Source organism: Microbacterium sp., from assembly GCF_047606685.1.
Taxonomy (GTDB): domain Bacteria; phylum Actinomycetota; class Actinomycetes; order Actinomycetales; family Microbacteriaceae; genus Microbacterium.
On sequence record NZ_JASGEC010000049.1, the window covers coordinates 1 to 13,753 of the forward strand.

Genomic DNA, 13,753 nt, shown 5'->3' on the forward strand with positions numbered 1-13,753 from the left:
CCTCGGCGGCTGAGCCGCGCGGCGGCCCCGCCCGCCGGCCGGCCTGCCCCGCCGGCCCCGCCTGCCCCACCACTCGCCGCGAAACCCACCACTCGCCGCGAGACCCACTATCCGCGCCGAAACCCAGGCCGCTGCAGTGGGTCTCGCCAGCGGCTGCGGGTCTCGCGCGCAGACAACGGCCTCGCCGGCGGCAGCGGGTCTCTCGCGCAACCGCGAGCCTCGCCGGCACAGCGGGCTTCATCCCACCGAAACCCACCACTCGCCGCAACACCCACCATCCGCGCCGAAACCTAGGCCGCTGCAGTGGGTCTCGCGCGCAACAGTGGGTCTCGCGCGCAACCGCGAGCCCCGACGGCAGCAGCGGGCCTCGCCGGCACAGCGGGTCGCGTCAGCGGCGGACCGCGCCGGACGCGTCGCCGAGATCACGCCGCGACAGTCTCGCCCACCTCGGCGCCGATACCCGCAGCCCAGTCGCGCGCGGCGCCAGCGGCGTCGATGGGGCCGCCCGCGTCGTGCCGTCCGTATTCGCCGACGCGCTCGGCGCCGCACGCCGCGAGCGCCTCGTCGATCAGCTCACTGCCCCGCGAGTACGTCTTGGTGTAGCTGCGGTCTCCCATGCCGAACACGGCATATCTCAGGCCGGCCAGGTCGGGCAGCCCCTCGACGAGCGCTCGGTGGAAAGGCCGCGCCGCGGTGGGAACCTCGCCATCGCCGTACGTCGAGCACACCACGAGGTGCAGACGCGAGCGGTCGAGCTGTGCAGGGTCGGCCTCGGCCATGTCGACGACCTCGGTGTCGCCGCCGACCACGCGGCACAGCTCGTCTGCCACGAGCTCGGCGCCGCCCGACTCGCTGCCGAACAGCACCGTGACCGGCACGCTCCACCCCGAGCCCGCCTCCGCGCCGCCCTCGACGTCGGGCAGCGCGAGCCGAAGGTCGCGCGCGGCCTCCAGCATCTCGGCGACCGTGCGCAGCTTCGCCCGCGACCTGCCGGGCGCCGCGGCAAGTCGCTCGCGCACGTCGATGCGCCGCCAGCCGTCGAAGTCGACGGCGCCCGGCACCGGGTCGACGCCCGGCAGCCCGGTGGGCACGGCCCCCGACGAGATGTCGTCGGCGATCGCCCGCACGAGGCTCAGCGCGTCGGCGCGCTGGTCGGGGATCGTGCCCCGCGGGCCACGGCGCAGCCAGCCCGCCACGTACAGGCCGGGCTCGACACGTCCGTCCGAGTGGGCGCCGGGCTCGACCGGTGCCGTGTCGTCGGCGGCGAAGCCGACGGCCGTCACGACGCTGTCCGCCCTCAGCGCGACCTCGCCGTCGGGCCCGTCGAAGACGACGGCCGAGACGGCGCCGTTGCCCTCCACGCGCGCCGGCGACAGGCCGAACCACCACTCCAGGACCACGCGCTCGGCGCCGCCGGGGTCCGCGGCGGCCAGCGCGCGCACCGCGTCGACTCGGGCGTCCTTGCCGTCGGGCACGTCGACGCGGTCGAGGCCGTGCACCACGTGCCGCACGCCGCCGAGCCCGGCGAGCTCGCGCACCATCACGGGGTCGAACTTGGCCGCGGCCGGCCCGCTGCGCCCGACGAGGTGGATGCGGCGCACGCCGCCGCACAACGCGGCACGGGCCCCGTCGTCGATGTCGGAGCCGTCGAGCTCGGCCTCGTCGCGGCACAGGAGCCGCGCGACATCCATCGCCACGTTGCCGTGGCCGATCACGACGACCTCCTCGCCCAGCGCGGGAACGGCCGCCGACGACGGATGCGAGTTCAACGCGCGCGTGACCACTCCCGCGCCGACAACTCCCGGCAGGCTGTCGCCCGGAACCCCGAGCGGCCGGTCGGCGTGCAGCCCCGTCGCCAGCACGACGGCGTCGAACGTGGAGCGCAGCTCGTGCAGGGTGAAGTCGTCGCCGACGCGGGTGTTGCCGTGGAACCGCACGCCCTCGTGCAGGAACAGCCGGTCGAACTGGCGCGCCACCGACTTGGCGCCCTGGTGGTCGGCGGCGACGCCGTACCGCACGAGGCCGTACGGGGTGGGCAGTTGGTCGAACACGTCGAGCTCGGCCGCGGGGAAGGCGCGCCGCAACGCTTGCGCCGCGAAGCATCCCGCCGGCCCCGACCCGACGACCGCCACGCGCGGCGCCGGTCCCGCGCCGACAGCGCCGACGGCCGGTGCCGCGGCCACGCCGCTCCACCGCACGGGCAGCCGCGTCATTCCGCGGAACACCCAGCCGCGGATCTCGGCAGGGCGCTCCGGCACGACATCCAAGCCCTGCAGCCTGCCGAACAGCAAAGGCAGCGCGACATCGGCGACCTCAGCGCGCGCGACCCACGTGCCCAGGCACACGTGCACTCCCTTGCCGAACGCGAGGTGCGGCTTGGCCTCGCGCCGGATGTCGAAGGCCGCGGGGTCTGTCCACACGCGCTCATCGCGGTTCGCCGACAGGATGCAGATGCCCAGCCGCGCCTTCGCGGGCAGCTCGACGCCGGCGAGCACCGTGTCGCGCGTCACTTGCCGCGAGTAGAGCCCGATGGGCGCCACCCAGCGGATCGCCTCGTCGAAGACGGTGTGCCACAGCGCGGGGTCGGCCTCTGCCGCCGCGCGCTGCTCGGGATGGGTCAGCAGCGCCCACGCCGCGACGCCGATCGCGTCGCGCGGCTCGTTGAGGCCCCCTCCGATCGTCATTTTGACGTTCGCGCGGATGCGCTCGACGGGCATCCGGTAGTCGGGGATGCTCAGCAGCGACGAGATGAGGGAGTTGTCGGGATGCCGGGCGTGCCAGCCAAGCATCTCGTCGAGCGCGGCGTCGACCTCGTCGAACGACCGCTCCCCCTTCGCCCACACCTCCGGGTCGTCGGCGTAGTTGCCCGTGGCGTCGATCATCGTCTGCGACCAGCGCTGCAGGTCCTCCTGCGTGGCGTTGTGCAGGCCGATGATCTCGCGCAGGCTTTCGGCGGCGTACGGCGCGGCGAAGTCCCACACCAGGTCGGCGCCCGGGCCCTTCTCCACGAGCTCGTCGAGGTAGCGCTCGGCGTTGCGCTGGAACATCGAGGTCCAGATGCGCTTGACCGCACCCGGCCGCAGCGCCGGCTGCCACGCTTTGCGCTCGACGTAGTGCTCGGGGTCGTCGCGCCGCAGCATCGAGTGCCCCATCGCGCGGATCTGCAGCGACCCCTCCTCGTTCGCCGAGTACGTCTCCTGGTCAAGCTCCGTCTCGTGCACCGCCGCGTAGGAGGTGACGAGGTACCTGCCGACGTGCGGCGCCCAGTGCACCCCGCCCTCGGCGCGCAGCCGCTCGTAGATCGGGAACGGGTCGCGGTACAGCTCGGGGATCGTCACCCAGTCGGCGACGGGCGCGGGGGTGCGCGGCATCCCTCAGACCTTGGACAGCCCGCGGATCGGAGACGCCGCCTGCTCCTCCTCGTGGTCGGGCCCGAGCGGTATGCCCGTGCGGTCCCTCAACAGCAGCGTCGCGATGAGGCCGAGCACGACAACCGTCGACAGGTAGATCTGCACGGACACGGTCGTGCCCGTGGCCTGCACGAGCCCCTGCGCGATGGTGGGCGCGAACGCGCCGCCGAAGATGGCGCCGATCGCGTACGAGATCGACACCCCCGAGAAGCGAATGGACGCCGGGAACAGCTCCGAGTAGAGCGCGGCCTGCGGACCGTACGTGAGGCCCAGCCCCACAGTGAGCAGCGCGAGCCCCAGGAAGAGCAGCCCGATGTCGCCGGTGTTGACGAGCGGGAACAGCGCCGCGATGCCGATCAGCAACGCGACCCACCCGACGATGTACGTGGTGCGCCGGCCGATCTTGTCGCAAATCCAACCACCCAGCCACGTGAAGACGAGCCAGGTCACAGCCGATCCGGTGACGGCGAGCAGAACTTGCTCGCGCGGCAGCGCCAGCGGGCCGTCGGGGTTGGTCGCGTACCCGGTGATGAAGCCGCCCGTCGTCATGTACCCGACCGCGTTGTTTCCGGCGAAGATGAGCGCGGCCAGGATGACGAGCAGCGTGAAGTGGCGGAACAGCTTGCCGACCGGGTTCTTGGTGGCCTCGGCGCGCTCGGCGATCTCGGTGAACACCGGGCTCTCCTCGACCCGCCGGCGAATGTAGTAGCCGACGAGGATCAGCGCGAAGCTGAACAGGAAGGGGATGCGCCAACCCCACGACAGGAAGAACTCCTCACCGGGCAGGGCGACCAGGGCCATGATCCCCGACGCCAACAGCATCCCCAGCGGCACGCCGATCTGGGGCGAGGATCCGAACAGGCCGCGCTTGGTCTTCGGCGCGTGCTCGACGGCCATCAGCACCGCGCCGCCCCACTCGCCGCCCGCAGACACACCCTGCAGGATGCGCAGCAGGATCAGCAGGATCGGCGCCATCGCCCCGATCGTGGCGAAGGTGGGCAGCACGCCGACGAGCGTGGTCGCGGCGCCCATCAGGATCAGGGTCCACATGAGCACGACGCGGCGGCCGTGCTTGTCGCCGAAGTGGCCGGCGAGAAAAGCCCCGAGCGGTCGGAACAAGAAGCTGATGCCGATCGTGGCGTAGGAGAGGATCTGCCCCACCCCCTCGCCGGCCGGCTCGAAGAACAGCGCCGCGAACACGAGCGCGGCCGCCTGCGCGTAGATGAAGAAGTCGTACCACTCGACGGTGGTGCCGACCACGGTGGCGAACACGACGCGTCGCCGGTCGGTTTCGGTGGCGATCATGCCCGTCGGTGTGAGGCTCGAATCTTCTGGTGTGCTCATCACGACTCCTTTGTCGATCGGCCACGCGGCCGTGATCCGACAAGTCGGCGAGAACACACTTGCCGGGAACGTGACCGATCATATACGATCGCGAGGACAGCGCAAGGGCGAGGGAGCTCAATGACCAGCACGGATGCCGCAGACCCCCGCTTCTCCGGGCTTCCCGGCCGGCCCGGCAAGATCATCGCGATCCACCTCAGCTACCTCTCCCGCGCGGAGCAGCGCGGCCGCCGCCCCGCCCACCTGTCGTACTTCTTCAAGGCGTCGAGCTCGGTCGCCGCGACCGGCAGCACGATCGTCCGCCCCCCCGGCACCGAGCTGCTCGCTTTCGAAGGCGAGATCGCTCTCGTCATCGCAACGCCCGCCAAGCGCGTGTCGATCGACGACGCGTGGCGCCATGTCGGCTGGGTGACCGCGTCGAACGACTTCGGGCTCTACGACCTGCGCGCGAACGACCGCGGCTCCAACGTCCGCTCCAAGGGCGGCGACGGGTTCACCCCGATCGGCCCGCGCCTCATCGACGCGGCGGGCCTCGACCCGGCCGGGATCCGCGTGCGCACGTGGGTCAATGGCGAGGTGGCGCAAGACGACACGACCGCCGGCCTCATCTTCTCGCTCGCGCAGATGGTCGCCGACCTCTCGCAGCACTTCACGCTCGAGCCCGGCGACGTCATCCTCACCGGCACGCCCGCCGGCTCGTCGGTTGTCGTCCCGGGGGATGTCGTCGAGGTCGAAGTCGACGTCCCCGCCACCGGGGCGAGCTCCGGCCGCCTCGTGACGACCGTGGTGCAGGGCGACGACGGCCCGTTCGACGCGTCGCTCGGCTCCCTTCCCGCCGTCGACGACAAGCAGCGCGAGGAGGCGTGGGGCTCGCGCGAGGCCGCCGGCCTGCCGCCCGAGTCACCCGAATCAGGAGATTTCGCCGAGTCAGGACAATCCAGCGCAAATCAGCCTGACCCCGCCGAATCCCCTGATTCGGGAAAGCCCGCCGACGCCGCCAAGGGCCCCGCCCTCTCCCCCGAGCTGCGTCTCAAGCTCGAGCAGGTGCCGGTCGCGGGCCTGTCCGCCCAGCTGCGCAAGCGCGGGCTGGACAACGTCTCGATCGACGGCGTGCGGCCGCTGCACCCCGACAAGAAGATCGTCGGCGTCGCCAAGACGCTGCGCTTCGTGCCCAACCGCGAAGACCTCTTCAAGAGCCACGGGGGCGGCTTCAACGCGCAAAAGCGCGCGTTCGACGCGATCCGCGAGGGCGAAGTCATCGTGATCGAGGCACGCGGCGAGTCCGGGTCCGGCACGCTCGGCGACATCCTCGCCATCCGCGCGCACGCCCTCGGCGCCGCCGGCATCGTCACCGACGGCGGCGTCCGCGACGCCGACGCCGTGACCGCGGTGGGCATCCCCGTCTACACCGCGGGGCCGCACCCGGCCGTGCTCGGCCGCAAGCACGTGCCGTGGGACGTCGATCTGACGATCGCGTGCGGCGGGGCCACGGTCCAGCCGGGCGATGTCATCGTCGCCGACGCCGACGGGGTCATCGTCATCCCTCCCGCTCTTGCCGAGGAGGTCGCCGACGACGCCCTCGCGCAAGAGGAGGAGGATGCCTGGATCGCCGAGCGCGTGGCGGAGGGACACCCGGTCGACGGGCTGTTCCCGATGAACGCCCAGTGGCGGGCGCGCTACGACGAGGCGCTGGGACACGCCCGAGGATCGGAGGGATGAGCCTCGTGGCCGTCGCCGACGACCAGGCCAGCAAATCGCAGCGCGCGTACGAGTGGGTGCGCGAGCGCATCTCGCGCCACGAGTACGTCCCCGGCTACCGTCTCGTGCTCGGCCCAATCGCCGACGAGCTGGGCATGAGCGTCGTGCCGGTGCGCGAGGCCATCCGCCTGCTCGAAGCGGAAGGACTGGTCACCTTCGAGCGCAACGTCGGCGCCCGGGTGGCCGTCGTCGACGAGGGCGAGTACGTCTACACGATGCAGACCCTGGGCGTGGTGGAAGGGACGGCCACCGCGCTGTCGTCGGCGCTCCTGACCGACGACGACATCGCGCACGCGGCCGACGTCAACGAGCGGATGCGGCGGATGCTCGACGACTTCGACGCCCACGCGTTCACCGAGCTCAACCGGCAGTTCCACTTCGCGCTGTTCGAGAGCTGCTCGAACCCGCACATTCTCGAGCTCGTGCACCGCGGCTGGTCGCGGTTGTCGGGCCTGCGCGACTCGACCTTCTCGTTCGTGCCCGACCGCGCCCACCACTCGGTCACCGAGCACGCCGCGATCCTCGACCTCATCCGCTCCGGCGCCGACCCGCTCGACATCGAGCTGGCGGCCCGCAACCACCGCTGGCGCACGATGGAGTCCTTCATCGACGCGCGCCATCCCGCCCCCCACCGCTGAAGGAGACACCATGACCGACACCGCCGAGAGCCACGTGCCCGCTGACCTGCCCGCCCGCATCCAGCACTACATCGACGGCCAGTTCGTCGACTCGCAGGACGGCGACACGTTCGACGTGCTCAACCCCGTCACCAACGAGACCTACCTGCAGGCCGCCGCGGGCAAGAAGGCCGACATCGAGGCCGCCGTCGCCGCCGCCAAGCGCGCGTTCGACGAGGGCCCGTGGCCGCGGATGCTGCCGCGCGAGCGCTCGCGCGTGCTGCACAAGATCGCCGACATCGTCGAGTCGCGCGACGCCCGCCTCGCCGAGCTCGAGTCGTTCGACTCGGGCCTGCCGATCACGCAGGCACTCGGGCAGGCCCGGCGCGCCGCCGAAAACTTCCGCTTCTTCGCCGACCTGATCGTCGCGCAGGCCGACGACGCCTTCAAGGTGCCCGGCCGCCAGATGAACTACGTCAACCGCAAGCCGATCGGCGTCGCCGGCCTGATCACGCCGTGGAACACGCCGTTCATGCTCGAGTCGTGGAAGCTCGGGCCGGCACTGGCCACCGGCAACACGGTCGTGCTCAAGCCGGCCGAGTTCACGCCGCTGTCGGCGTCGTTGTGGGCGGGGATCTTCGAGGAGGCGGGTCTCCCGCAGGGCGTGTTCAACCTCGTGAACGGACTGGGAGAGGATGCCGGCGACGCGCTCGTGAAGCATCCCGACGTGCCGCTGATCTCGTTCACCGGCGAGAGCCGCACCGGCCAGATCATCTTCGGCAACGCGGCGCCGTTCCTGAAGGGCCTGTCGATGGAGCTTGGCGGCAAGAGCCCGGCGGTCGTGTTCGACGACGCCGACCTCGACGCCGCGATCGACGCGACGATCTTCGGAGTGTTCTCGCTCAACGGCGAGCGCTGCACCGCCGGCTCGCGCATCATCGTGCAGCGCGGCGTCTACGAGGAGTTCGTCGAGCGGTACGCCGCGCAGGCCAAGCGCGTCAGGGTCGGCTACCCGCACGACCCCGCCACCGAGGTCGGCGCGCTCGTGCACCCCGAGCACTACGACAAGGTGATGAGCTACGTCGAGATCGGCAAGGGCGAGGGGCGCCTCGTCGCCGGCGGCGGCCGCCCCGAAGGCTTCGACACCGGCAACTTCGTCGCCCCGACGGTGTTCGCCGACGTCTCGCCCGACGCGCGCATCTTCCAGGAGGAGATCTTCGGCCCGGTCGTGGCGATCACGCCATTCGACACGGACGAGGAGGGCCTCGCGCTCGCGAACAACACGCGGTACGGCCTGGCCGCCTACATCTGGACCAACGACCTCAAGCGCGCCCACAACTTCGCGCAGAACGTCGAGGCCGGAATGGTGTGGCTGAACTCGAACAACGTGCGCGACCTGCGCACGCCGTTCGGCGGCGTGAAGGCCTCCGGCCTCGGCCATGAGGGCGGCTACCGATCGATCGACTTCTACACCGACCAGCAGTCGGTGCACATCACCCTCGGCAAGGTGCACAACCCCACCTTCGGCAAGAACTGAAACCAGACTCGAGAGCAAGGACGCTGACATGACCGACAAGCACGAAAAGACCCTCACCTCCTCCGGGTTCTACGTCTCGCAGGAGGCCCCGATCGTCTCGGACAACCCGCTGCCCGTCCCGGCCTCCCCGCCGCCGGACGTGCTGCGCTGCGCGTACATGGAGCTGGTGGTCACCGACCTCGCGGCATCCCGCGTCTTCTACGTTGACGTGCTGGGCCTGCACGTCACCGAAGAGGACGACGAGGCGATCTACCTGCGCTCGACCGAGGAGTTCATCCACCACAACCTGGTGCTGCGCAAGGGCCCGCTCGCGGCCGTGGCCGCCTTCTCGTTCCGGGTGCGCACGCCCGAAGACCTCGACAAGGCGGTGGCGTTCTACTCCGAGCTCGGCTGCGACGTGCGCCGCAACGCCGACGGCTTCGTCAAGGGCATCGGCGACTCGGTGCGGGTCACCGACCCGCTCGGGTTCCCGTACGAGTTCTTCTTCGCCACCGAGCACGTCGAGCGACTGTCGTGGCGCTACGACCTGTACAGCCCGGGCGAGCTCGTGCGCCTCGACCACTTCAACCAGGTGACCCCCGACGTCCCGCGCGCGGTCGGCTACATGCAGAGCCTCGGCTTCCGGGTCACCGAAGACATCCAGGACGACGAGGGCACGGTCTACGCGGCGTGGATGCGGCGCAAGCCCACCGTGCACGACACCGCCATGACCGGCGGCGACGGCCCGCGCATGCACCACGTGTGCTTCGCGACGCACGAGAAGCACAACATCCTCGCGATCTGCGACAAGCTCGGGTCTCTCCGCCGTTCCGACGCGATCGAGCGCGGGCCCGGCCGACACGGCGTGTCGAACGCGTTCTACCTGTACTTGCGCGACCCCGACGGCCACCGCGTCGAGGTGTACACGCAGGACTACTACACCGGCGACCCCGACAACCCGGTCGTCACGTGGGACGTGCACGACAACCAGCGCCGCGACTGGTGGGGCAACCCGGTCGTGCCGTCGTGGTACACCGACGCGTCGCTCGTGCTCGACCTCGACGGCAACCCGCAGCCGGTCGTCGCGCGCACCGACTCGTCGGAGATGGCCGTGACCATCGGCGCCGACGGCTTCTCGTACACGCGCGCCGAGGGCGAGGACGAGCTTCCGGAGTGGAAGCAGGGCGAGTACAAGCTCGGCAACCAGCTGTGACCGGCGGGAAGCTCTCCCCCGAGACGATCGCGGCGATCGCCGACGAGCTGGCCGAAGCCGACCGCGACCGCGCCGTGATCCCGCGCATCACGGCGCGGTACCCGCAGGCCACGGTCGAGGACTCGTACGCGATCCAGGGCGTGTGGCGCGACAAGAACCTCGCCGCGGGGCGCCGGCTTGTGGGCCGCAAGATCGGGCTCACATCGAAGGCCATGCAGCAGGCGACCGGCATCAGCGAGCCCGACTACGGCGTGATGTTCGACGACACGGTGTGGGAGAACGGGTCGGCCATCCCGTTCGACGACTTCTCCAACGTGCGCATCGAGGTCGAGCTCGCTTTCGTCCTGAAAGACCCGCTGGAGGGCCCGGACTGCTCGCTGTTCGACGTGCTGCGCGCGACCGAGTATGTGACGCCGGCGCTCGAGGTGCTCAACTCGCACATCGAGATGGAGGGCCGCACGATCGTCGACACCATCTCGGACAACGCGGCCTACGGCGGGATGGTGCTCGGCGGCATCCCCACCAAGCCCGACGCCGTCGACCTGCGCTGGGTGTCGGCCTTGCTCTACCGCAACGAGACGATCGAGGAGACGGGGGTCGCCGCCGGCGTGCTCAACCACCCCGCGACCGGCGTCGCGTGGCTCGCGCGCAAGTTCCACCAGCACGGCTCGCGCCTCGAGGCGGGCGAGATCATCCTCGCCGGCTCCTTCACCCGGCCGATGTGGGTGAGCCGCGGCGACAGCGTGCTGTGCGACTACGGACCGATGGGAACGATCACATGCCGCTTCGTCTAGCCCCGACCTTCGGCGACGCGCTGCGCGCGACCGGGCCCTCCAGCGGCGCCAACGGGCGCGCGCTGATCGGCATGTGGGTGAGCACGGGCAACGCGCTGTCCGCCGAGATCTGCGCCGGATCGGGGCTGGACTGGCTGCTGGTCGACATGGAGCACGGGCCCAACACGCTGACGACGGTGCTCGCCCAGCTGCAGGCCGTCGCGGCATACGGCGTGCCGGCGGTCGTGCGCGTGCCCTTCGGCGACCCGGTCGTCATCAAGCAGGTGCTCGACCTCGGCGCGCAGAACCTGCTCGTGCCGATGGTCTCGTCCGAAGACGAGGCCCGCGCCGCCGTCGCGGCGACGCGGTATCCACCCGAAGGCGTGCGCGGCGTGGGGTCGGCGCTCGCGCGCAGCGCCCGCTGGGCGCGAGTGCCCGGCTACGTGCAGAACGCGTCGAGCCACGTGTCGCTGGTCGTGCAGGTGGAGTCCGCGCCGGCCGTCGAGGCGGCATCCGCCATCGCGACGGTGGACGGCGTGGACGGCGTGCTTGTCGGACCGGCCGACCTGGCGGCATCCATGGGCTTTCCCGGCGAGCAGACGCATCCCGAGGTGGTCGCCGCCGTGCGCCGCGTGTTCGACGACGTCCACCGCGCCGGCAAAGCGGTCGGCGTGAACGCGTTCGACCCGGCGGCCGCCGACGCGTACATCGCCGGCGGCGCCGACTTCGTGTCGGTGGGAGCGGATGTCACGCTCCTCGCCCGCGGCTCGGAGGCCCTGGCCGCGCGGTTCATCCCGACGCAGGGCCCGTCGGTCACCGACACGTACTGAACGCGGCAGGCGCTACGCGACCGGCTGCTCCACCGGCGCGTTGTCGCGGTGCAGGACGCGCGCGAAGGAGAGGTACATGACGATCGCCAGCACGCCGATGAGGCCGAGGATGAGCATGACGGCCGCGAACGGCGCCCCGGCGGGCGAGGCCAAGCCGCTCATGAAGCCCAGGTTCTGCCCGATCAGGTTGAGCGTGTAGGCGATGCCGATCGGGATGGCCATGTTGATCGTCAAGTTGTAGAAGCCGATCGCGACGCCGGTCTTCTCCGGCGCGATGCTCTTGACCGCGGTGGACAGCAGTGGCGCGTACATGAGCGCGAACCCGGAGGGGAACAGCGCCATCGACAGGATGTAGACGGCCACCGGAGCGTCGACGAAGAAAGCGGGCACCAGCAGCGCGACGGTGATGAGCACGAGCGCCAGCACGATGGCCCGGTGCGAGTCGAGGAACCTCGCGATCGCCCCGGTGAACACGCCGACCAGCACGGCACAGATGTACCCGGGGATGAGCAACAGCGACGACTCCGCCCCGCTCATGCCGTGGGTCGCCTCCATGAGCACCGGGAAGGTCACCACGTAGCCGAGCTGCACCGAGTACATGACGAACACGACCAGCAGCACGAGGGTGTACTGCTTGTTGGCGAAGAAGGCCGGAGAGATGAGCGCCTTGGGGTTGCGCGCGACGTGCCAGACGAACAGCCCCAGGGCGATGACGACGGCCACGAGGTAGAGCCACTGGAACGCTTGCAGGAACATGATGATCCCGCCCGCGACGACGGCCACGAGAAAGAGCCCGAACACGTCCAGGCTCGACGACCTCGTCTGCTCAGGGGGCACCGTCTTGAGCACGACCGGCAGGGCCAGCAGGGGCAGGAGCGCCGCGAGGAACAGCACCGGCCACGACACGTACGTCGCGATGAACCCGCCGCCGACCACGCCCAGCAGCAGCGAGAGCTGGAACGCCGCTGTGCTGAAGCCGAGGTACGCCTTCTGCTGCGCGCCCGCGAAGTGCTTGGTCACCCAGATGACGTAGAGCGTCTCGGCGGCGGCCAGGCCCGCGGTCTGGACGATGCGGCCGGTCAGCACCAGCCCCCACGACCCCTGGAACGCGAACCCGACGATCGATCCGATGCAGATGAGGATGATCGCCAGCACCGTGAGCCGGCGGATGCTCACCGCGTCCGCCAGCGCGGCGTACACGACCGCCCCGATGCCGATGAGGATGCCGGGGATGGTCGCCTGCAGCCCCGCGGCGTTGAGGCTGAGATCCAGCGATGTCGCGATCGCGCCCGTGACGTACTTGAACGCGTTGTCGATCACGAGCGAGAAGACGAAGACGGCAAGCAGGATCGGCACCGCCCGCCTGGCCAAGGACGGTGAGATCTCGGCGGGCGCGTTGCCCGTGTCGGTTGCGCTCATACCAGCTCCAATGCGATTTCCATCATCCCCGTGAAGGCGCTCTGGCGCTCCTCGGGCGTTGTGGCGGCGTGGGTGATGAGCTGGTCGCTCACCGTGAAGATCGCGAGGGCGTCGACACCGGCCGCCGCCGCGTTGACAAACAAGCCGGCGGACTCCATCTCGACGGCGAGGACGCCCATCCGCCGCCAGCGGTCGTTCACCTCGCTGTCGGCATTGTAGAAGATGTCGGACGAAAGCACGTTGCCCACGTGCGCGCGCAGCCCGCGCTGGTCGGCGGCGCGCTTGGCCTTCTCCAGCAGCCGATACGACGACAGCGGCGCGAACGTGCCCGGCAGGTCGAACTGGCGCACGTACGCGGAGTCGGTCGAGGCGCCCTGAGCGATCACGATGTCGTAGAGCTCCATCCCCTCCTGCAGGGCCCCGCAGCTGCCGATGCGGACGAGATTCTTGACCCCGAAGTCGTGGATGAGCTCGTGGGTGTACAGCGAGATCGACGGGATGCCCATCCCGGTGCCCATCACCGAGACCGGCCGGCCGCGGTACGTGCCGGTGAACCCGAGCATGTTGCGCACCTCGTTGAAGCAGCGCGCGTCGTCGAGGAACGTCTCGGCGATGAACTTCGCGCGCAGCGGATCGCCGGGAAGCAGGATCGTCTCGGCGATCTCGACGCCCTTCGGGTCGATGTGCGGCGTGCTGCTCCTGCCCGCGGGTCGCACCGGCGGCCCGTCGGTCGGCGTGCTCACATCCACCTCCGCGTCGATTCCTCGGCGACAGGAGCCTGGATGACCCCTCGTGGTGTGAACAGTACGGCCGCCCGCGCGACGGCGTCAAGCGCGCCCCGCCGTGGGCGTGCGAGCCGCCCGCCCGGTTGCT

Annotated in this window: 10 protein-coding genes; 6 read left to right on the forward strand and 4 right to left on the reverse strand. The window is 70.6% G+C overall.

Annotated features, from left to right (window positions below; all coding sequences use genetic code 11):
• Nucleotides 1–422: 422 nt before the first annotated feature.
• Both QM611_RS05210 and QM611_RS05215 read right to left on the reverse strand, forming a co-directional pair.
• Nucleotides 423–3,371 (reverse strand): cytochrome P450, encoded by a 2,949-nt coding sequence (locus QM611_RS05210; RefSeq protein ID WP_415078842.1) that lies wholly within the window; start codon nt 3,369–3,371, stop codon nt 423–425.
• 3 nt (nt 3,372–3,374) lie between these two features.
• A complete protein-coding gene (locus QM611_RS05215; RefSeq protein ID WP_415078843.1) occupies nt 3,375–4,754 on the reverse strand; it encodes an MFS transporter in 1,380 nt (459 codons plus the stop codon).
• Between the two features lie 120 nt (nt 4,755–4,874).
• On the opposite strand from QM611_RS05215, the gene QM611_RS05220 reads away from it, so the two are divergent.
• The 6 genes from QM611_RS05220 to QM611_RS05245 are packed head-to-tail and all read left to right on the forward strand — an operon-like array spanning nt 4,875 to nt 11,461.
• Nucleotides 4,875–6,473 carry a fumarylacetoacetate hydrolase family protein gene (locus QM611_RS05220; protein WP_415078844.1) on the forward strand — a complete coding sequence of 533 codons (1,599 nt, stop codon included), beginning with the start codon at nt 4,875–4,877 and terminating at the stop codon, nt 6,471–6,473.
• Nucleotides 6,470–7,150 (forward strand): GntR family transcriptional regulator, encoded by a 681-nt coding sequence (locus tag QM611_RS05225; RefSeq protein ID WP_415078845.1) that lies wholly within the window; start codon nt 6,470–6,472, stop codon nt 7,148–7,150. The genes QM611_RS05220 and QM611_RS05225 overlap by 4 nt, the downstream gene beginning before the upstream one ends.
• Before the next feature lie 10 nt (nt 7,151–7,160).
• Complete coding sequence (gene hpaE / locus QM611_RS05230; RefSeq protein ID WP_415078846.1) at nt 7,161–8,666, forward strand: 5-carboxymethyl-2-hydroxymuconate semialdehyde dehydrogenase; 1,506 nt, start codon at nt 7,161–7,163, stop codon at nt 8,664–8,666.
• A gap of 28 nt (nt 8,667–8,694) precedes the next feature.
• Nucleotides 8,695–9,858: a 3,4-dihydroxyphenylacetate 2,3-dioxygenase gene (gene hpaD, locus QM611_RS05235; protein ID WP_415078847.1), complete on the forward strand. Its 1,164-nt coding sequence runs from the start codon at nt 8,695–8,697 to the stop codon at nt 9,856–9,858.
• Nucleotides 9,855–10,652: a 2-oxo-hept-4-ene-1,7-dioate hydratase gene (gene hpaH / locus QM611_RS05240; protein WP_415078848.1), complete on the forward strand. Its 798-nt coding sequence runs from the start codon at nt 9,855–9,857 to the stop codon at nt 10,650–10,652. The genes hpaD and hpaH overlap by 4 nt, the downstream gene beginning before the upstream one ends.
• A complete protein-coding gene (locus tag QM611_RS05245) occupies nt 10,637–11,461 on the forward strand; it encodes an HpcH/HpaI aldolase family protein (protein WP_415078849.1) in 825 nt (274 codons plus the stop codon). The genes hpaH and QM611_RS05245 overlap by 16 nt, the downstream gene beginning before the upstream one ends.
• Nucleotides 11,462–11,473: 12 nt before the next feature.
• On the opposite strand, the gene QM611_RS05250 is transcribed toward QM611_RS05245, so the two are convergent.
• Both QM611_RS05250 and deoD read right to left on the reverse strand, forming a co-directional pair.
• Nucleotides 11,474–12,880 (reverse strand): MFS transporter, encoded by a 1,407-nt coding sequence (locus QM611_RS05250; protein WP_415078850.1) that lies wholly within the window; start codon nt 12,878–12,880, stop codon nt 11,474–11,476.
• Entirely contained in the window at nt 12,877–13,623 is a 747-nt protein-coding gene (gene deoD / locus QM611_RS05255; protein WP_415078851.1) for a purine-nucleoside phosphorylase, read from the reverse strand. Before deoD ends, QM611_RS05250 begins: the two co-directional genes overlap by 4 nt.
• Nucleotides 13,624–13,753: the final 130 nt, after the last annotated feature.